Below are 19,799 nucleotides of genomic sequence, written 5' to 3'. Positions count from 1 at the left end.
CGTGCGCCTGTCGCCAGGGCCACCACGGTCCGTGCGGGGCGTCGTCCTGAAGGGAGCGCGGGCGGCTGGGGATCGGGCTCCCTCGGCAACCGGGTGTCGGGCACGCGTCCGACCGACGTGAGGACCGTTCTGAATGCTCGGCTCCGGCAGCGCTCGAACCGGGCCGGAATTCGGCGGCCGGCGGGGGCGGCAAATTTGCTAGTTGTCAGAACATCGTGGCTGTGGATGTGTAAAAGTCCGATATACCCATATTTGTACTTGTGTGACTCCGGCCCGCTGTCGCGACAGCGCCGGCCGGAGACGCACCATGAGAGGGCCACATCGTGACAGTCACCCGAATCCGTCATCTTCGGCGCGCGGCCATGCCGGCGCTCGCAGCCGTCGCCGCCGCCAGCGCGGCCGCCGCCGTGCTGATCGTCAGTGGCACCGGTGCCAGCGCGGCCGAGGCCCCGGTCGGCCTGGGGACCGCGGCGAACTTCTCCGTACTGGCCGGCTCGGAGGTAACCAACACCGGTGACAGCTTCCTGGCGCAGAGCCTCGGTGTCCACCCCGGCAGCCAAGCGACAGGCTTCCCGCCGGGCACCGTCGCCGGCGAGATCCACCTCGCCGACGACGTCGCCCTGCAGGCCAAGGACGACCTGACCACCGCGTACAACGACGCCGCAGGCCGGACTCCCTTCACCAACCGTCCGGCGGAACTCGGCGGCGCCACGTTGACCCCCGGGGTGTACCGGATCGGCGCCGCGCAACTGACCGGCCAGTTGACGCTCAACAGTCAGAACGACCCGGCGGCGGTGTTCATCTTCCAGATCGCCTCCACCCTCATCACCGCCGCGAACAGCAGCGTGGTGTTCATCAACGGCGCCTCGCCCTGCAACGTCTACTGGCAGGTGGGCAGCTCGGCGACGCTCGGCACCGGCACCCGGTTCGTGGGCAACATCCTGGCCCAGACCTCGATCACCATGAACACCGGCGCGACCCTGCAGGGCCGGGCCCTGGCCCAGACCGGCGCCGTCACCCTCGACACCAACACCATCAACACCCCCGTCTGCCTCCAGCCGACAGGAAGCCCGACCACGACCCCCACGGGCACTCCGACCGGCCAGCCCACCGGCACGCCGACGGGGACTCCCACGGGCACCCCGACCGGCCAGCCCACCGGCACGCCGACGGGGACTCCCACGGGCACCCCGACCGGTACTCCGACGGGCACCCCCACGGGCACTCCGACCGGTCAGCCCACCGGAAGCCCCACCGGCTCGCCGACGGGACAGCCCACGCGAACGCCGACCGGGGTCCCGACCCCGAGCCGCACGCAGCTGCCGGTGACCGGTGGTAGCGGCGGTGGTGCGCTCGTACCCGTCCTGACCGGCCTCGGCAGCCTCGCCGTCGCCACCGGCGCGAGCCTGCTCCTCCTCTACCGCCGCAGGACCTCCGAGTCCTGACCGGGCAGACCCCGGCGGCCGCTCACCGGCCGCCGGGGTCCGCACGGCTCAACAAGACGGGTCCGACACCGACGCGCACCGTCCTGACCCGCCCCTCTCGACAAAAGGTGTGAGACCGGCCGGCCGGCGGTGCGCGCCGGCCGCTCGGCACTCAGCCGGACCGCTGCCCGACCATCGCCGCGACGAGCGCGTCCAGGGGCACGGTGGCGAAGCCGACCCGGGCGTCGCTGGCCCCGTACGGCAGCCAGAGCAGTTCGTCGTGGAGCAGACCGCCGCAGGAGTAGACGACGTTGGGCACGTACCCCTCGCGCTCGGTGTCGTCGGGGGCCAGCAGCGCCCCGGGCAGCTCCGCGATCACCCGCTCCGGGCGGTGCAGGTCGAGCAGCAGCGCCCCGATGGCGTAGCGGCGCATCGGGCCGACGCCGTGGGTGAGCACCAACCAGCCCACCGCGGTCTCGACGGGCGATCCGCAGTTGCCGACCTGGATCAACTCCCAGCTGCGGCGCGGCCCGTGCAGCGGCACGGGGGCCTGCCAGGTCCCGTCGTCGGCCAGGACGGACAGTCCGATGGTCTCGCCGTCGGAGCGGCAGAGGGCCAGGTGCCGGCCGTGGACGGTCCGGGGAAAGAGCGCCATGCCCTTGTTCCGGGCGCCCGGTCCGCGCATCGGGTCGATCCGGAACCGGCTCAGATCGTCGCTGGCCAACCTCCGGGCGGCGATGCGTCGACCGTCGTAGGCGGTGTACGTCGCCTGGTAGGTCGCGACGCCGGTGTCGTCGACGAACCTGACGAACCGGGCGTCCTCCATGCCGTTGCTCTCCGCCGCCGTGGCCGGCCAGAGCACCCGCTCGTGCAGGAGGGTGTCGGCCGGGAAGGCGACGGCGTAGCTGGCCGCCGATATCCGGCGCAGCTGTTCCAGGGTGTCCGGGGTGGTGTGGCGGTAGAACAGATCGGGCGGCAGGGCGGCCAGTACCCGTTCGAAACCTGCCTCGTCGTACTGCTCCGGCAGGGCGGCCAGCACGGTGGCGCAGACCTCGTTGTCCCAGCCCTCCTCGCGTAGCCCGGCAGCCAGCAGGTCCCGTCGGTGTCGGACGTGGCCGCGCCGGCCGCTCACCAGCGGTCCGGACCGCCCCTGCACGGCGAGGCGGCTCCCGGGTCCCAGCACTGCGCTGGCGAACCCGACGGAGGAGAGGTGGCCCTCACCGATCTGGCGCAGGCTGACCGCCACCCGCAGCTGCCCCGGGCGCAGCGCCGACTGGTCGGGGTGGGCCACCATGGACGGGTTGCACAGCGCCGCGGCCTCGACGGCGTACTCGTGGCTGAAGTAGGCGCCCACGAGCAGCCGCGCGGTGGGCGAGAGCTGCCGGGTGCGGGCGACCCGGTGCCGGACGAGTTCGTAGTGGTGCCGGAAGGTGCCCTCCAGATCGCGGTGCCGGCCGCCGAAGTCGTGCAGCGTCCGGCGGAGCAGGACCTGCGTCTCGTCGTCGTCGAGGCCCGCGATCCGGTCGACGAGGTCGTGCGCGCGGGTGTGCGCCACCGCGGCGTCCTCACCCGGGACGAAGAGCTTGACGACGACCCGCCGAGGGTCGGGAGTGAGGGTGAGGTTCTGGCGGGTGGCCAGGATCCCGGTCACGACCACTGCCGGGCGTGCTGCATGGTGGAGATCAGCGCCAAGGTCGACTCGGCGCCCTGGTTGAAGTTGGGGCCGTGCGGGGTGAGCCCGTCGTAGCCGCCGCCGGTCGCGGGGTCCCACATGGCCATGCCGAGGTCGTTGTTCCCCAGGAACCAGGTGACGGCCCGCCCGAGCCCGGCCCGCCAGGCCGGGTCGCTGGTGATCGCGGCGGCGGTCGCGCACGCGTCGGCGAGGGCGGCGACCTCGATCGGTTGCTGGTCGTGGCGCGGACGAGCGCCGTCGCGTCGCCAGCCGCCGACGGGCACGACCGAGAGCCGCCCGTCGCGCACCTGCATTTCGTACAGCCAGGTCAGCATCCGCAGCCCGTCGGCGAGCAGTGGAGCGTCTCCGCGTAGCTGGCCGGCGGCGATGACGACCTCCGCGAGGGCGGCGCTGGCGTAGCTGAGCCGCTCCTGCGGCCACGGCCAGCGCGGATCAGGGCCGCCGGGGCCGACGGCGCTGGCGGCGTCGTCGAGCAGCGCCCCCGCCGCGGCGTGCCCGGGATGACGGCGCAGCACCTCGGCGGCGCCCAGGCCGGCGAAGGCCATGGCGTGCGGCGCCGCCGACCGCCGGGCGGCGCCGCGGCTGAAGGCCACGAGCGCCTCGGTGCGGATCCAGTCGGCGGGGTTGCGGGCGGCGGCCGTCCCGAGCCCCCACAGCGCCCGCCCCCACCAGTCACCGAGACCGGGCTGGTCGGTCCAGCGCCGGTCGTGGCCGAGGCGGTTGTGGAAGGCGCCGCGACCGTCCTGGGCGTGGGTCAGGAAGGCCAGGTAGCGCTCGGCCAGCCCGAGCACCTGCGCCGACGGCTCCGGCTCGCGGCTGACGACCAGCAGACCCCGGGCGACGTCGTCGGTGCAGTAGCCGTGTTCCCGACGAACGATGGCGTGCCGGGCGTGCTCGAAGAGGCCGGTGTCGTCACTGAGCCGGGCCAGGTGGGTGAAGCTCGGCGCGGGTGCCGGCATCCCGGTGCGGTGGCCGCCGTCGCCGGCCCGGTCGCGCGACGTGGTCACGCCGCTGCCGGGGTGACCGTGGGCGACCGGCCGGCGATGAGCCGTCCGGCGAGGGCCTCGTACCGCGCCGCCACCGCCGGCCAGCGCAGGTCCGCCGCGATCGGTCGGGAGCGGCCGGCGAGGTCGGCGGACAGGCCGGGTTCGGTGAGGATCCGCCGGATCGCGGCCGCCAGGGCCGTCGGGTCCCGATGGGGTACGACCAGACCCGGGCCGCCGGTGAGCAGCTCGACGGCGTGCGGGAAGGGCGTGGCGACGACGGGGACGCCGGCGGCCACCGCTTCGATCAGGACACCGGAGGTCACCTGTTCGGCCGAGTCGTAGGGCAGCAGCACCACGTCGGCGGAGCGCACCAGCGCCCCGAGGGTGGCCTGGTCGTGGTACGCGGCCTGGTAGTCCACGGCGTGCGCGACGCCGAGCTCGGCGCCGAGGCGGTGCAGGCCGGCCCGGTACGCCTCGCCCTGGTGCTCGATCACCTTCGGATGGGTCCGGCCGGCGACGGTGAACGTGGGGGTCGGGTCCAGGTCCTGCAACCGGGCCAGCGCCCGCAACGCCCACTCGATCCCCTTGCCGGGCCCGAGTAGTCCCCACGTGAGCAGGTGCGGTCGGGTCCGCCGCGGGGTGGGCGCGCCCACGGCGTCGGCGGCGCCGTGCGGGATCACCGACACCTTCGCCGGGTCCACCGCGTAGCCGACGAGCAGCCGGTCGTGGGCGGTGCCGGTCATCGTGACGACCGCGCCGGCGGCGGCCACGATCTGCTCCAGCAGGGTCTTCTGCCGGGCCGAGGGCTGACGGAGCACGGTGTGCAGGACCACGATGCTCGGCACGGTGAGCCGGCGCAGCAGCGGCAGGACGTCCTCGCCGTCGGTCCCGGGGTAGATGCCGTACTCGTGCTGCACCACGGCCAGGTCGAAGGCGTTGAGCGCGGTGGCCGCGCCCCGCCAGCCGGCCGCGTTCCGCGTCGACCAGGTGTGCACCACGGAGGGGTCCGGGCGCTGGCCGTCGCCGGGGGCGGTGACCCGCACGACGCCGCCGGGCGGGCCGCCGACGGTGAGATGGGCGGCGAGGGCCGAGTTGAAGGTGGCCAGTCCGCAGCGGGTCGGCGGGTGGGTGCTCAGGAAGCCGTAACGGGTGGACATCGGGTGCCGTGCCTTCCGGTTGTCGGCCGCCACCGAGGGACGGGGCGGGCCTCACGAGGTAACGGCGCGCGTCGGCCGACGTGGACGGCCGACGGAACGGGTTCAGGGGCCGCCGCGTCAGCGGGGGTGGGGCCGGCGGTGAACCTGGATCGAGTGGAGCCGGATTCGGAGCGAATCATCGGCATCTGGACAGTGTCAGCGTTCCGGTCGACCGATGAGGTCGTCGTAGACGGCCAGGTAGTCGGCGACCATCCGGTCGGCGCCGAAGCGCTGCCGGGCACGGGCCCGGCAGGCGGCGCGGTCGATCGCCACCACCCGGCCGACGGCCTCGACGGCCTGCGCGACGGTCTGCACGAGCAACCCCGTCACTCCCACGTCGACCACCTCGGGCATCGACCCGCGGGCGTACGCCACGACCGGTGTTCCGCAGGCCATCGACTCCACCACGGACAGGCCGAACGGTTCGTCGAAGGCGACGGGGTGCAGCAGTGCGGCGGCGCCGCCCAGGACCTCGCCGCGGCGGCGCGGGCCCACGGCGCCGAGGAACGTGACCCGCTCGCCGTCGACGTGCGGTTCCACCTGCTCGCGGAAGTACCGCTCGTCCTGCACGATGCCGCAGATGGTCAGCGGCCGGCCGGCCCGCCGGGCGATCTCGATGGCGGTGTGGGTGCCCTTGTCGGGGTGGATCCGGCCGAAGGCCACCAGCCCGGGACCGGGATCCTGGGTGAACGGTAGTCCGTCCAGGTCGACCCCGTGGTACACGGTGGCGAGGTAGTCGAGCCCGCGGACCCGGTCGGCGTCGGAGATGGAGACGTAGGCCGAGCGGCCCTTCTCGTACGCCGGCAGGATCCCCGCCCCGGAGAAGCCGTGCACGGTGGTCAGCAGCGGGGCGTCGCAGTGCGCGGCGAAGGCCAGCGGCAACCAGTCCAGGTGACTGTGCACGAGGTCGAACTCGGCGGAGCGGGCCAACGCGTGAGAGACGTGCATCGCCTCCCAGACCCGCCCGTCCATGCCCTGATCCTCGGCGTAGCCGCGCGGGCAGACCCCGTCCAGGGTGGCGGAGGTGATCGAGTCCAACGTGGCGAAGAGCGTCACGTCCACGCCCCGCGCGACGAGGCCCTCGGCGAGGAGGCCGGTCACCTGTTCCCACGGGCCGTAGTGGCGCGGCGGCGTCCGCCAGGCCACCGGGCCCAGCAGGGCCACTCTCACCGCGCGGTCGACCCGCCCAGTTCGGTGAGGTCGAGACGCAGGGTCGCGAGCAGCCCGGAGTGCCGGGTGGTGTCGACCTGCGCCGGTAGTTCCCGCTCGACCCAGTCGGCCCTGGTGTGCTGGCCGCGTCGACGCAGCGCGGCCACGATCGTGTTCCGGGAGATCGTCATGGTCTGCTCCTCGGTGGTGATGGTCGGAAGGTCTCCGGTGCGCCGCTGCCTCGGCGGGGGCGCTGTCGGTGCGGGCGCCGGCGCGGACATTCCGGCCGGCTCGGTGCCGGCCGGGCGGGCGGCGACGGCGGCAGGGGCGTGGGGGACGCTGCGCAGTCGGCCGCCCTCGCTCTCCCAGCTGTGCCTGCCCGCGCTGTCGGTCCTCGCGTCGGACGTCGTGCCCGCGGCGACGAGTAGCTGCGGGGAGTGGACCAGGTTGCCGGCGGTGGCGGCGAGCGCCATCGCCGCCTCGGCCAGTCCCGCCGGGGTCTGCGGCGGTACGACCAGCAGGTCGACCCGGTCGTCGTTGCGGCAGATCGCGGTCAGCAGGGTGGCGGGCTGGCTGGTGAAGTAGCCCAGCCGCAGCACCCTGCCGTCGACGGCCAGGTGGCGCGGGTTGCCGTCCCAGGCGTCGGCGTTGAGGACCAGCCGGACGATCGGCCCGTGCAGCAGGTCGATGGCGAGGACGAGGCCGGGCAGTTCCGCGAGGGGGTCTGTCGATCGGGGCCACCAGCCGCCGTCGAGCAGCGTACGCGTGGACCGGGTCGGTTCGATCAGCAGGCGCGGCGTCGACGGAGGAGCGAGGGCGTGGGGCGATGGCGTCATGTTGGATCCTCATCGCCGTGACCGCGGCGTAGCGGTGGGGTCGTGCGTCAAGTCGCGTCGTGCGCCGGGCGGGGCGCCTGGTTCGTCGACCCGTCCGGCCGGTTCGCCCGCCCCGCTCAGGGGCGGCGCTGCGGGGCCCCGTCGCTGCGGGTTGCCTGCGGCTGTGGCCGGGTGCGGGCAGTGCGGGTCACTGTGATGCCGACCCGGGCGCCGTACCGTGTCGCGGGTCGACGGCACCGTGGGCCGTCGGATGGTGAGAACTGTGTCCCGGGCGGTCGGTCGTGCCACCGCGGATCGGGTGCCGACGTCGCATGCCTTCGGCGGGAGCCGGCGTGGCGGGCACCTCAGGAGTGGGATGTCGTCGTTTCCGGGATGGGCCCAGCGTACGCCTGTTCGGGCCGGTCTGCGCTTCGTCGCCGTTCCGGTGGTGAAAATCCGCCAGGGTGGCCATGCTGCGGGACGGGTCGAGGACGCGATGCTCGCCACGCTCGCGGTGCCGTTCGACGAGGCGACCCCCGCCGCGCGGATCCGGGCCTACGCCCGCGTGGCGTACGGCGGTGACGCCAGCCGCGCGGAGTACGCGGTCGCCGCGGAAGCCGCCTACCGGCCGGCGCTGTCGGGGCCCTGGATCGGGCGGCTCGCCAAGTGGTTCGACCTGCCACCGGACCTGCCACCGGCCACGCGCGCCCGGCTCACCCTGGCCCGGCTGGCCGCCGACGGCCTCTGGAGCGCGTTCGCCACCGGCCTGTTCCCACCCGAACCGCAGGACCGCGACGCCCTCGTCGCGCTCATCGAAGACCTGACCGCGGAAGGCGACGACTCGTGAAGCAGTGGCTGTACTCGCCGGAGCCATCGGTCTGGAGGTGAGCGGGACCCTCGCGCTGCGTGCGGCCAACGACCATCCCGGGTGGATCGCGCCGGTCGTCGTCGGCTACACCCTCTCCTTCGTCCTCATCTCGCTGGTCCTGCGCGAGGTCGGCACCGGGACGCACCGCGCCGCGCGACGTCCACCACGAGCCCGAGGGGGCACGATGAGCTGGGTCTTCCTGGCCGCCGCGATCGCCTTCGAGGTCACCGCCACCATGGCACTGCGCGCCTCCGAGGGGCTGCGCAGGAAGGCATGGGCGCCCGTCGTCGTCGGCGGCTACGTGACGTGCTTCGTCTTCCTCAGCCTGGCCCTCCGTGCCGGCATGGCCGTGGGCGTCGCCTACGGCGTCTGGGCCGCGGCCGGCATCGCACTGACCGCCATCATCGCGCGGCTCGCCTTCAACGACCCGCTCACCAAGGTCATGATGCTCGGCATCGGTCTCATCGCCGGCGGTGTGCTCCTCGTCGAACTCGGCGCCACGTCGGCGCACTGAGCCCGCACCCCGACCCTCCGGCGTCATCCGTCGGGCGAGGCCGGTCACGCCCGTCCTCGCCCCGCCGGGGGGCGTGCGTGGCGCCTCGCACGTTGGCACAATGGCCGGGCTGTCGACCCGGACGGGGAGTGGGTGCCGACGATGACCGAGAACCACGTCCAGCCGAACGAGACCACGGTGCCGCTGCTGCACTGTGTGTCGGCGGCGGAGACCCTGGCGTTCTGGCGCGCGCTCGATTTCGAGGTCACCTACGAGCAGACGAAGCCGTACGTCTACCTGGCGTTGCGGTGGAGCGGGTTCGAGCTGCACTACGGCGGCGCGCCGAGCGGCGTGGACCCGGCGGCCGAGAACACCGGCGGTTGCCTGGTGATGGTCGACGCGGTCGCGCCCTACCACGCGGCGTTCAGCGAGGCGATGCGCCGCACCTACGGCAGGGTGCTCGCCAAGGGACGCCCCCGGATCACCCGCTACCGTGCCGGTGCGTCGCGGTTCAGCGTCGTCGATCCGTCGGGAAACACCATCATCTTCATCCGACGCGACGAGCCGGCGGAACTGGAGTACGGCGGTTCGAAGCGGTTGCAGGGGCTGGCCCGGGTCCTCGACAACGCGCGGATCCTGCGCGAGTTCAAGACCGACGACCTGGCCGCCTTCCGGGCGCTCAACTCGGGGCTGCGCCGGCACGGCGGGGCAGCCCCGGCCGTCGAACGGGCGTTGGCGCTGGCCGGGTTGATCGAGCTGTCACTCGCGCTCGGGAAGCCGGAGCTGGTGCCCGACTGGGGCGGCCGGCTCGCGACCCTCCCGTTGACCACACCGGAGCGTGCGCGGGTACGCCAGGCGGTCGCCGATCCCGCCGTGCTCGGGCCGTGGTTGCCGGACCCGGACTGACGGACCGGGGCCGGATGATCGTCGCCTCTGCGAAGGTGGGGGCATGGCCGCGCTGTTCCGCACCCGTCTGACCGACTGGACCGTCGTCACGCCGCTGCTGGCGATCCTGGTGTTGATCCTGACCTGGGGGCGCGACCTGTCCGGCCCCGTCGTGGTCGTGGTGGCCGTGTTGCTGGCCGGCGCGGTGCTGGCCGCCGTGCACCACGCCGAGGTGGTGGCCCACAGGGTGGGGGAGCCGTACGGCTCGCTCGTGCTCGCCGTGGCCGTCACGGTCATCGAGGTCGCCCTGATCGTCACGCTCATGATCAGCGGCGGCGAGAAGACGCAGTCCCTCGCCCGCGACACCGTCTTCGCCGCCGTCATGATCACCTGCAACGGGATCCTCGGGTTGTCGCTGCTGCTCGGGGCGCTGCGCCGCCGGGTGGCGGTCTTCAACTCCGAGGGCACCGGCGGCGCGCTGGCGACCGTGACCACCCTCGCCGCCCTGAGCCTCGTCGTGCCGACCTTCACCACCAGCCGCCCGGGCCCGCAGTTCACCCCGGCGCAGCTCGCCTTCGCCGCCGTGGTCTCGCTCGCCCTCTACGGCCTCTTCGTCATGGTGCAGACCGGCCGCCACCGCGACTACTTCCTGCCCGTCAACAGCCAGGGCCGGGTGCTCGACGCGGAGGGCCACGCCGAGCCGCCGTCGGACCGGGCCGCCCTGCTCAGCCTCGGCCTGCTGCTGGTGGCACTGGTCGCCGTGGTGGGCGACGCCAAGTCGGTGTCCCCGGCGATCGAGTCCGCCGTCGCCGGGGCGAACCTGCCCCCGTCGTTCGTCGGCGTGATCATCGCGCTGCTGGTGCTGTTGCCCGAGACGATCGCCGCCGCCCGGGCCGCCCGCCGCGACCGGGTGCAGATCAGCCTGAACCTGGCCCTTGGCTCGGCCATGGCCAGCATCGGGCTGACCATCCCGGCGATAGCGCTCGCCTCCATCTGGTTGGAGGGCCCGCTGCTGCTCGGCCTCGGCGGCACCCAGGTGACCCTGCTCGCCCTCACCGTCGTCACCGGCGTACTGACCGTGGTGCCGGGGCGGGCCACCGTGCTCCAGGGCGGCGTGCACCTGGTGCTGCTCGCCGCCTTCGTCTTCCTCGCCGCCAGCCCCTGACCGCCCGCCGGCCGCCCCCACCGCCCCTGCCTGGGACGGCTCGGGCCGCCCCGGATCGTGCCCGGGCATGACGGGCCCACCGCCGGGGTACTGGACGCCGCGACGCCGACGCCGGGGAGGGCATCGTGACGACGCGCGTGGGACGCCGACCGCGAAGCGCGCTGGCCGGCCTGCTGGTGGCCCTCGTCGCGGGGGCCGGGTGCGTGGTCGGCGGGGTGTCCGACCCCGAGGGGCAGGAGCCCGCGCCGCAGCGGCCCGGCACCCCGGCCTCGCCGGGTGCCGGGCAGGACCGGGCAGACGGCACCACCAGCGTCGCGGAGTTCCGGCAGGACGTCGCCGACGCGCAGAGCATCGCCGAGCAGTACTGGGCTGCCCAGTTCCGTGCCTCGGGGCAGCGCTTCCGCCCGATCAGCCGCGTCATCCCCTACCAGCGGGCCGGCGAGGTGTCCTGCGGCGGGCAGCCGCTGCCGCGCAACAACGCCGTCTACTGCCCGGCCGGCGACTTCATCGCCTACGACGTGAGATGGTCGGTGGGCGCGTTCCGCCAGGTCGGCGACGCGTTCGTGTTCTACCTGCTCGGCCACGAGTACGCGCACGGCATCCAGGCCCGGCTCGGCATCCGCCACTCCTACACCATCCAGCAGGAGTTGCAGGCCGACTGCATGGCCGGGGCGTACCTCGGCGACTCGGTGCGCTCGAAGGCGCTAGGGCTCGACGACGGCGACCTGGAGGAGTTCCGCGAGGGGCTGCTGGCCGTCGGCGACGCACCCGACCAGCCCTGGTTCGCCGAGGGCTCGCACGGCACCGCCGAGCAGCGCACCGAGTCGTTCTTCCGCGGCTACGAACGGTCCCTGGCCGCCTGCGGCCTCACCTGAGCGGGCCGGTCAGAACTCGCCCCACCACTGCCGCACCCACACCGAGGCCCCGCCGCCGTTGTCGCCGAGGTTCGGGTCGTTGAAGGAGAAGACCAGCCGCGACGGCGCACCGGCGTTGTAGTAGAGCATGCAGCCGCTGTCGGCGCCGACGGGGAACCACCGGCCCGAGCCGTAGAACAGCCCGGTGCTGAGCACCAGCATGGAACCCGAGGTCACCTTCGCGATCAGCGCGTACCGGGGGGCGTCCGGCGCGGGCCAGCCGCTGCCGGCCAGCGGCAGCTCGCCGGCGATCGACTTCTGGGTGCCCCAGTGGTCGATGCGGACCTTGCCCAGGGCGGACACCCGGAACACGTCCCGGTCGACCATGCCCACCGGGGAGGGCCACGTGGTGTGCACGTTGCCCGGGGCGAACCAGTCCCGCTCATCCTCGTGCTGGGGGGTCTCCAGGCCGTAGCACCGCTCCAGCGGCAGGCTTGCCGCGGCGGCCGGCCCCGCCGGCCAGATCGCGGCGGCGGCGGCCAGCAGGATCAGGGTGCACCGGGAGACCAGGGATCGGACGCGCATGGCGACCTCCGGGCGAGGGACCGCCGTGGATGGCGGCCGGTTGTCCCGAGTCTCGCGCCCGCGCGCAACCCGTCGGTCACGTCACCCCGCGGCACCTGGGCGCGCGCCGGCGGCATGGCGGCTGAGAGGATCCCGGGGTACGCACCCGAGGGAGGACCCCCTGAACAGCCACCACCCCGCCGCCGTGCTCTTCGACATGGACGGCACCCTGGTCGACAGTGAGAAGCTGTGGGACGTCGCGCTGCACGAGCTGGCGGCGGAGTACGGCGGGACCCTCTCCGATCCGGCCCGCAAGGCGATGATCGGCTCCAGCATGGCCGCGTCGATGCGCCTCCTGCACGACGACCTGGGCCAGCCGGGGCGCGACCCGCAGGCCAGCGCGGCGTGGATCAACGCCCGGATCCTGGAGCTGTTCCGCACCGGGCTGCGCTGGCGCCCCGGCGCGCTGAACCTGCTGCGGGCCGTCCGGGCGGCGGGCATCCCGACGGCGCTGGTGACCTCCAGCGGCCGGCCCCTGGTGGAGGTGGCGCTGGACACCCTCGGGCGCGACAGTTTCGACGCGGTCGTCTGCGGCGACGAGGTCGAGGCGGCCAAGCCGCACCCGGAGCCGTACCTGACCGCCGCCCGGCTGCTCGGCGTGCCGATCGCCCGCTGCGTGGCGATCGAGGACTCGCCCACGGGGGTGGCCAGCGCGCTCGCCGCCGGCGCGGCGGTGCTGGCCGTACCGGCGGAGGTGCCGATCGGGCCGCTGGACGGCGTACACCAGCTGGAGAGCCTGACCGGCGCGGACCTGGAGCTGCTGGCCGCCCTGCTCGGCGCGCCGCCGCCCGGCGCCTGACACGACGAGCGATGCCTGACGGACGAGGGCCCCGCCGGTCGGCGGGGCCCTCGTCGTGCGTCGGGATCAGTCGTGGGCGATGGCGCCGAGCACGTTGATCCGGGCGGCCCGCACCGCCGGGAGCGCCGCGGCGACGACCCCGACGATCGCGGCGAGCCCGAGGAAGATCCCCATCTGGGTCCAGGGCAGCACCAGGTCGGTGATGCCCTCGTCGCGCAGCGCCTCGACCACGGCCGCGCCGAGGCCGGCGCCGACGACGACGCCGAGCAGCGCGCCGAACACCGAGATCACCACCGCCTCTACGGTGATCATCCGCATGGTCTGCGCCCGACGCAGGCCGATGGCCCGCAGCAGCCCCAGCTCCCGGGTGCGCTCCAGCACCGACAGCGCCAGGGTGTTGATGATGCCGAGCACGGCGATCACGATGGCCAACGCCAGCAGGATCTGGATCATCATGAGCAGCCCGTCGAGCTGACCGGTCTGCTGCTCGATGAACGCCTCCCGGTCGGCCACCGACACCTCGGGGGAGTCGGCCAGCAGCGCCTCGATCTGCGGCTGCACGTCGGCCACCCGGGTGCCCGGCGCCAACTGGATGAAGCCCTGGATGGGCTGCGGGATGGCGAAGCCGCTCGCCGCCTCCGCCGGCAGCACCACCGGGTTGGTCAGCTGGGAACTGGCGTAGATGCCGGTCACGGTGTACGTCCGCGCCTCGCCCCGGGACGTCTGCACCGGCACCTTCGACCCCACGGAGAGGCCGCGCGCCGTCGCGGTGTCGGAGCTGACCAGCATCCCGTCCGGCGCCAACCGGTCGATGTCGCCGGCGGTCGGCTCGGCCCCGAAGATCTGCCGCAGCGCGGCGACGTCGCTGCTCGCCGCCACCCAGGTGCGCTCGCCGCCGACCATCGCCAGGTCGCCGTACTCGCCGTCGGCCAGGCGCACCCCCGGGATCGCGGCGGCCTTCTCCAGCACCGCCGGGTCGAAGCTCGGCGGCCGGGGGCCGCTCTGCGCCCCGGCGATCACCAGCTCCGCCTTCAGGCTGTCCTGGGCGAGCCCGCCGATGCTGCTCTTCGCCGAGTCCAGGATCACCGTCACGCCGGTGACGAGTGCGATGCCGACCATCAGCGCGGCGGCGGTGATGGCGGTGCGGCGCGGGTTGCGCCCCGAGTTGAGCCGGCCCAGCTTGCCCGGCACCGACCAGGCGAAGAGCGCGCCGAGCAGGCTCACCACCGGCCGGCTGATCAGCGGCGTCAGCAGTGCCACGCCGATGAAGGCGAACAGCACCCCGCCGAGGATGGTGGCGAGGGTGTTGCCCCCGGCGTTGCCGGTGAGCCCCAGCGCCAGCAGCGCGCCGCCCACGGCCGTGACGATCGCGCCGGCCACGGTGACCTTGGTCAGCGGGCGGTCGGGGGTGGCCACGTCCTGCATCGCCGCGATCGGCGGGATCCGCGACGCCCGCAGCGCCGGCAGCAGCGCCGCCACCACGGTGATCACGAGACCGACGGAGAACGCGCCGACCACGGCGGAGAGCGGCACGCCGATCCCGGCCAGGGTCAGCCCGCCGGCGAACGTGCTGAACAGGTACGCCAGCAGCGCGCCGATGCCGATGCCCGCGCCGAGGCCCAGCACCGAGGCGACCAGCCCCACCGCGATGGCCTCCAGCACCACCGAGCCGATGATCTGCCGGCCGCTGGCACCCACGGCGCGCATCAGCGCCAGTTCGCGGGTGCGCTGCGCCACGATGATCGAGAAGGTGTTGAGGATCAGGAAGGTGCCCACCAGCAGCGCCACCGCGGCGAAGCCGAGCAGGATCCGGTTGAAGAAGGACAGCGCCTCCTTCATGCCGGCCGCCGCGTCCTCGGACAGCTGCGTACCGGTCTTGACCTCGAAGTCGGCGCCCAGCGCGGCGGCCACGGCGTCGCGCAGCGCCTCGTCGGACACGCCGTCGGCGGCGGTGACCGAGAGGTTGCTGAAGGTGTCCGGCGCGCCGAGCATCAGCTTCTGCGCGACCGGCGTGGTGAACATGATCTCGTTGGCGCCACCGATGGAGTCCCGGCCGCCGCTGTAGCCGAACACGCCGACGATGGTGAACTCCTGCTTCGGCTGGAGGGTCAGCACGCCGACCCGGTCGCCGACCTTCACCTTGCCGGCCACCGCGAGCGCCTTGTTGATGACGATCTCGTCGTCGGCCTGCGGGGCCCGCCCCTCACGCAACCGCACCAGGTCGCTCTCGCCGGTCCAGTTCTCGCCCAGCTGCGGCGGGCCGAACGAGGCGACGACCTTGCCGTTGCCGCCGATCAGCCGCGCCCCGTCGACGCCGACGATGCCGGTGGCCTCGGCCACGCCGGGCACCGCCCGGACCTTGTCGAGGGTGGCCGCCGGCACGGGCGCGGCCACCGGCATGCCCTCCGCCTCGCCGACGTCGATCTTCGGCTTGGCGGCCACGTTGACGTCCACGCCCTCGTACGCGTCGGCGAAGATCGCGTCGAACGAGCGGCCGAGGGTGTCGGTGAGCACGAACGCGCCGGAGACGAACATGACGCCCAGCACCACGGCCAGGCCGGAGAGGATCAGCCGGACCTTGCGGGCCAGCAGGCTCTTCAGGGTCGCGCGGAACATCAGCGCGCCACCTCGGCGGGGGTGTCCAGCTTCTTCATGGTGTCCAGCACCGTGTCGGCGGTCGGCTCGATCAGCTCGGAGACGATCTGCCCGTCGGCGAGGAAGACCACCCGGTCGGCGTACGCGGCGGCGGTCGGGTCGTGGGTGACCATCACGATGGTCTGCCCGTGCTCGCGCACCGAGTTGCGCAGGAAGTTCAGCACCTCCGCGCCGGCCCGCGAGTCCAGGTTGCCGGTCGGCTCGTCGGCGAAGATCACCTCGGGCCGGGCGACCAGCGCCCGGGCGCACGCCACCCGCTGCTGCTGGCCGCCGGAGAGCTGCGCCGGCCGGTGGTCCAGCCGGTCCCGTAGCCCGACCGTGGCGATCACCGTGTCGTACCAGGCCGGATCCGGCTTGCGCCCGGCGATCGACAGGGGCAGCAGGATGTTCTCCTTCGCCGTCAACGTCGGCAGCAGGTTGAACTGCTGGAAGATGAAGCCGACCTTGTCGCGGCGCAGCTTCGTCAGGCCCGCGTCGCCCAGGCCGGTGACCTTCGTGTCGCCGATCGACACCGTGCCCCGGGTCACCGAGTCCAGGCCCGCGAGGCAGTGCATCAACGTCGACTTGCCCGAGCCCGACGGCCCCATGATCGCCGTGAACCGGCCCCGCTCGAACTCCGCGCTGACCCCCCGCAGCGCGATGACCTGCGCCTCGCCGCTGCCGTACACCTTCCACACGTCGCTCGCCCGGGCCGCGGCCTGCGCCTGCTGGCCTACCGTCGCGGTCACGTCATCTACCTCTTCCGTCTGTCTTCGGTCCGCGCCGCCCCCGCTGGTCCGGCGCGGCAGTCCCATCATCTGTGCCCGCCGGCCCCGATCCGTCCGACTCCGGTCGGAGCCGTGGCGGATTTCGCGCTGCGGGTGCCCCCCAATGCCGACTCAGGGTTGCCCCTGAGTGGGCGGCCGGTCGGACGCGTTCCGCCGGCCGGGACCGATCCTGCACAGTGACGCCGCGTCAGGGTCAACCGCGCGGCGTCGTCTCCGGTCACGGTAGGTGACGGCGGCAACCGCGCCGCGTGCCGTGGCGCATCCCCGGGTACGCCGCCCGCGCCGGCCGGCGACGAGGCGCTACGCCCGCGGGCGGACCAGGCCCGACTCGTACGCCAGCACCACGGCCTGCACCCGGTCGCGCAGCCCCAGCTTCGTCAGTACGTGCCCGACGTGGGTCTTGATGGTGGTCTCGCTGACCGACAACGCCCGGGCGATCTCGGCGTTGGACAGCCCCCGGGCCACGTGCACGAGCACCTCCCGCTCCCGCTCGGTCAGCGCGCTCAGCGTGCGGGGCGGCGCGGCCGCGGGATCGGGCAGTGCGTCGGCGAAGCGGTCCAGCAGGCGCCGCAGGATCCGCGGCGCGACCACCGCGTCCCCGGCGGCCACCGTGCGGATCGCCGCCACCAGGTCGTCGGCCGGCACGTCCTTGGCCAGGAAGCCGCTCGCCCCGGCCCGCAGCGCCCCCACCACGTACTCGTCCAGGTCGAAGGTGGTCAGGATCAGCACCCGCACCGGCAGCCGGGCGTCGACGATCGCCCGGGTCGCGGCGACCCCGTCCATCCGCGGCATCCGGATGTCCATCAGCACCACGTCGGGCAGCAGCCGGCGGGACAGCTCCACCGCCTCCAGGCCGTCGGCGGCCTCGGCGACGATGTCCAGGTCGTCCTCCGTGCCCAGCACCATCCGGAAGCCGGTACGCAGCAGTGGCTGGTCGTCGGCGAGCAGGATGCGTACCGGCCGTGCCGGCACCGTCGCGTCGGTCACCTGATTCCCCCGTTCCGATCCCCGGTCACGCCGCCGCGTCCCGGGGTTCCACCGGGATCCTCGCCGACACCCGGAAGCCCCCGCCCGGGCGCGCCCCGGTACGCAGGACACCACCGTAGAGGGCGACCCGCTCCCGCATCCCGACGAGGCCGTGCCCGATCCGGTCGCCGTCGGGCCCGGGGCCGCGCCCGGTGTCGGCGATCTCCACGTCGACCGTGTCCCCGTCGAAGCGCAGCAGCACCTGGGCGGTGGCCGCGCCGGCGTGCTTGAGCGCGTTGGTCAGCGCCTCCTGGGTGATCCGGTAGAGGGTCAACGCCACCCCCTCCTCCAGTGTCGCCGGGGTGCCCTCGACCCGCAGGGTCACCGGCAGGCCGGCGTCGCGCACCTGCTCCACCAGCGCCTCGATGCCGGCGAGCCCCGGCTGCGGAGCCAGCTCGGCGGCCGGCTCGGCGTCGGTACGCAGCACGTCGAGCAGCCGGCGCATCTCCCGCAGCGTCGCCCGGCTGGTCTCCTCGATGGTGGCGATCGCCCCGTCGGCCGCGCCCGGATCCTTCGGCAGTACGCGGCGGGCCCCCGTGGCCAGCACCCCCATCACGCTGACGTGGTGCGCGACCACGTCGTGCAGCTCGCGGGCGATGCGGCGGCGTTCGTCGGCGACCGCCCGCTCGGCCAGCGACCGCTGGTTCTCCTCGGCCGCCCGGGCCCGCTCCCGCAGCGCCTGGGTGGAGGCTCGACGGGCGTGCACCGCGCGTCCCACCGAGTACGACACCACGCCCACCAGCAGGTTGTTGAGCACGAGGTAGGCGGGACTGACGTTCGCCAGCAGCTCGTCGGGCGGCGGCGCGAGGGCGCTGGTGGCGGCGACCGGTATCCACAGCACCAGCGCCGCCACGACCGCCGTACGCGGTGGCCCGGCGGCGGCCGCCGTGTAGGTGAGCACCATGAAGGTCATGCCCTGCGTGGTCGGCGCGGGGCCGAGCAGGAGGGGCACCGCCAGCGTCGCCACCGCCATCGCGACCGCCGCCCACGGCGCCACCCGCCGCCACGCCACCGGCACGGCGCAGACCACGCTCCAGCCCAGCGCCGGCAGCAGGCGCCCCGGCCAGTAGTCGCGGGGAGTTAGCGCAATGAGCACCACCTCCGCCACGACGAGCCCGCCGGCGAGGAGCACGTCCGCGGCGAGGGGGTGCCGGCGCAGCCACTCCCGGGGGCCCGAAGTCATACCGCGACGCTATCCGCCGTGGCGGCCGATTGATCGTCGCCGGCGGTGAGCCCGGCCTCATCCCTCAGGAGGAGAGCAGCTCGTCCCCGTCGGGGCGGCCGACGCGGTGTCACCCGCCGCCGGGGCGCCAGACGACCGGCCGTGCGGCGGCTGGAACCCGTCGCCGAGCGGCGGCGAACCTGACCGGATGGCGGTGCGCCGGTCAGCCGGTCACTCGTCGGCGCCGGGAGGTGTCGGGCGGGACCGGGCGTCGCGCAGCGGATCCGGCGCCGCCTGCGTCGGGAACGGCGGCGGGGTGCCCCCGAAGGTCGGGCAGAGCGCCTGGTGGCTGCACCAGTCGCAGAGCCGGCTCGGACGGGGACGGAAATCCTGCTGGGCGGTCGCCTGCTCGATCGCCCGCCACAACGCCACCACGGTGCGCTCGAAGCGCAGCAACTCGTCGGCGTCCGGGGCGTAGTCGCAGACCTCCGAGTCCTTGAGGTAGAGCAGCCGCAGCACCCGGGGGACCACGCCCCGGGTGCGCCAGAGCACCAGCGCGTAGAACTTGAGCTGGAACAACGCCCGGGCCTCGAACGCCTCGCGCGGCGCGCCGCCGGTCTTGTAGTCGACCACCCGCAGCGCCCCGTCGGGCGCCACGTCGAGCCGGTCGACGTAGCCCCGGATCAGCAGCTCCTCGTCGACCACCGCCGAGATCAGGCTCTCCCGCTCGGCCGGCTCCAGCCGGCGCGGGTCCTCCACCGCGAAGTAGCCCTCCAGCAGCCCGGCGGCGGAGCGGAGGAACTCGGCCGCCGCCGGGTCGCCGTCGGCGAACAGCGCCGCCAGCTCCGGCTGCTCGGTGACGAGCCGGTCCCACTGCGGGGCCACCAGGTCGCCGGCGGCCGTCGGGGTGCGCCCGGCGGCCGGCAGGTCGAACAGCCGCTCCAGCACCGCGTGCACGAGCGTGCCCCGGGCCTGCTCGACGGTCGGCCGCTCGGGCAGCCGGTCGATGCTGCGGAACCGGTAGAGCAACGGGCAGGTCTTGAAATCCGCCGCCCGTGACGGCGACAGCGAGGCCCGCACCGTCGCCGGGACATCGGCCGGGGTCGGGGAATGCTGCGTGGTCACCGGTTCCGCCGTCATGCCCGGAAGGTTAGGGCACCGGTGTGACACCACCGCCGTCGCCGCACCGGTGCATGATCGCGTCGCCCGGACGGTGCACGATTGCGCCGCGCCGCGCC

The 19,799-nt window shown here is 74.0% G+C and carries 18 protein-coding genes; 7 read left to right on the top strand and 11 right to left on the bottom strand.

Going from position 1 to position 19,799, the window contains the following annotated elements; genetic code table 11:
• The first annotated feature begins 362 nt into the window (after window positions 1-362).
• Window positions 363-1,445 (top strand): ice-binding family protein, encoded by a 1,083-nt coding sequence (locus tag RM555_RS17615; RefSeq protein ID WP_311412774.1) that lies wholly within the window; start codon window positions 363-365, stop codon window positions 1,443-1,445.
• A 151-nt stretch (window positions 1,446-1,596) separates the two neighbouring features.
• Here RM555_RS17615 and RM555_RS17610 read toward each other — a convergent pair whose 3' ends face one another.
• From RM555_RS17610 to RM555_RS17590, 5 genes are all read right to left on the bottom strand, one after another.
• Window positions 1,597-3,075: a glycoside hydrolase family 130 protein gene (locus tag RM555_RS17610; protein ID WP_311412773.1), complete on the bottom strand. Its 1,479-nt coding sequence runs from the start codon at window positions 3,073-3,075 to the stop codon at window positions 1,597-1,599.
• Complete coding sequence (locus RM555_RS17605; protein WP_311412801.1) at window positions 3,072-4,076, bottom strand: glycosyltransferase; 1,005 nt, start codon at window positions 4,074-4,076, stop codon at window positions 3,072-3,074. Before RM555_RS17605 ends, RM555_RS17610 begins: the two co-directional genes overlap by 4 nt.
• A gap of 44 nt (window positions 4,077-4,120) precedes the next feature.
• Window positions 4,121-5,260 carry a glycosyltransferase gene (locus RM555_RS17600; protein WP_311412772.1) on the bottom strand — a complete coding sequence of 380 codons (1,140 nt, stop codon included), beginning with the start codon at window positions 5,258-5,260 and terminating at the stop codon, window positions 4,121-4,123.
• Window positions 5,261-5,455: 195 nt separating this feature from the next.
• Window positions 5,456-6,469: a glycosyltransferase family 4 protein gene (locus RM555_RS17595; RefSeq protein ID WP_311412771.1), complete on the bottom strand. Its 1,014-nt coding sequence runs from the start codon at window positions 6,467-6,469 to the stop codon at window positions 5,456-5,458.
• Complete coding sequence (locus RM555_RS17590) at window positions 6,466-7,284, bottom strand: DUF5994 family protein (protein WP_311412770.1); 819 nt, start codon at window positions 7,282-7,284, stop codon at window positions 6,466-6,468. Before RM555_RS17590 ends, RM555_RS17595 begins: the two co-directional genes overlap by 4 nt.
• Before the next feature lie 355 nt (window positions 7,285-7,639).
• On the opposite strand from RM555_RS17590, the gene RM555_RS17585 reads away from it, so the two are divergent.
• The 5 genes from RM555_RS17585 to RM555_RS17565 all read left to right on the top strand — a co-directional run bounded on the left by RM555_RS17585 (window position 7,640) and on the right by RM555_RS17565 (window position 11,549).
• Window positions 7,640-8,110, top strand: coding sequence for a hypothetical protein (locus RM555_RS17585; RefSeq protein WP_311412769.1), 471 nt, complete (start codon window positions 7,640-7,642; stop codon window positions 8,108-8,110).
• 37 nt (window positions 8,111-8,147) lie between these two features.
• A complete protein-coding gene (locus RM555_RS17580) occupies window positions 8,148-8,645 on the top strand; it encodes a DMT family transporter (RefSeq protein WP_311412768.1) in 498 nt (165 codons plus the stop codon).
• Window positions 8,646-8,786: 141 nt separating this feature from the next.
• Window positions 8,787-9,530 carry a VOC family protein gene (locus tag RM555_RS17575; RefSeq protein ID WP_311412767.1) on the top strand — a complete coding sequence of 248 codons (744 nt, stop codon included), beginning with the start codon at window positions 8,787-8,789 and terminating at the stop codon, window positions 9,528-9,530.
• A gap of 43 nt (window positions 9,531-9,573) precedes the next feature.
• Complete coding sequence (locus tag RM555_RS17570) at window positions 9,574-10,674, top strand: calcium:proton antiporter (RefSeq protein ID WP_311412766.1); 1,101 nt, start codon at window positions 9,574-9,576, stop codon at window positions 10,672-10,674.
• Window positions 10,675-10,799: 125 nt separating this feature from the next.
• Window positions 10,800-11,549, top strand: coding sequence for a neutral zinc metallopeptidase (locus RM555_RS17565; protein ID WP_311412765.1), 750 nt, complete (start codon window positions 10,800-10,802; stop codon window positions 11,547-11,549).
• A 9-nt stretch (window positions 11,550-11,558) separates the two neighbouring features.
• On the opposite strand, the gene RM555_RS17560 is transcribed toward RM555_RS17565, so the two are convergent.
• A complete protein-coding gene (locus RM555_RS17560; RefSeq protein ID WP_311412764.1) occupies window positions 11,559-12,113 on the bottom strand; it encodes a hypothetical protein in 555 nt (184 codons plus the stop codon).
• 184 nt (window positions 12,114-12,297) lie between these two features.
• Between RM555_RS17560 and RM555_RS17555 the strand changes: the two genes are divergently transcribed.
• Window positions 12,298-12,951 carry an HAD family hydrolase gene (locus tag RM555_RS17555; protein WP_311412763.1) on the top strand — a complete coding sequence of 218 codons (654 nt, stop codon included), beginning with the start codon at window positions 12,298-12,300 and terminating at the stop codon, window positions 12,949-12,951.
• 66 nt (window positions 12,952-13,017) lie between these two features.
• Here RM555_RS17555 and RM555_RS17550 read toward each other — a convergent pair whose 3' ends face one another.
• From RM555_RS17550 to RM555_RS17530, 5 genes are all read right to left on the bottom strand, one after another.
• Window positions 13,018-15,567 carry an ABC transporter permease gene (locus tag RM555_RS17550; protein ID WP_311412762.1) on the bottom strand — a complete coding sequence of 850 codons (2,550 nt, stop codon included), beginning with the start codon at window positions 15,565-15,567 and terminating at the stop codon, window positions 13,018-13,020.
• Window positions 15,567-16,334, bottom strand: a complete 768-nt coding sequence (locus RM555_RS17545) for an ABC transporter ATP-binding protein (RefSeq protein ID WP_311412761.1) — start codon at window positions 16,332-16,334, stop codon at window positions 15,567-15,569. Before RM555_RS17545 ends, RM555_RS17550 begins: the two co-directional genes overlap by 1 nt.
• A gap of 339 nt (window positions 16,335-16,673) precedes the next feature.
• Window positions 16,674-17,360, bottom strand: a complete 687-nt coding sequence (locus tag RM555_RS17540) for a response regulator (RefSeq protein ID WP_132237447.1) — start codon at window positions 17,358-17,360, stop codon at window positions 16,674-16,676.
• Window positions 17,361-17,385: 25 nt separating this feature from the next.
• Entirely contained in the window at window positions 17,386-18,582 is a 1,197-nt protein-coding gene (locus RM555_RS17535; protein WP_311412760.1) for a sensor histidine kinase, read from the bottom strand.
• 210 nt (window positions 18,583-18,792) lie between these two features.
• The gene (locus RM555_RS17530) at window positions 18,793-19,701 is read right to left on the bottom strand and encodes a RecB family exonuclease (protein ID WP_311412759.1); all 909 of its coding nucleotides are present in this window, start codon (window positions 19,699-19,701) and stop codon (window positions 18,793-18,795) included.
• Window positions 19,702-19,799: the final 98 nt, after the last annotated feature.

Source organism: Micromonospora reichwaldensis (genome assembly GCF_031845925.1).
GTDB lineage: Bacteria > Actinomycetota > Actinomycetes > Mycobacteriales > Micromonosporaceae > Micromonospora > Micromonospora reichwaldensis.
The sequence above is the reverse complement of the archived record's forward strand: the minus strand, read 5'-3'. Positions and strand labels throughout refer to the sequence as shown.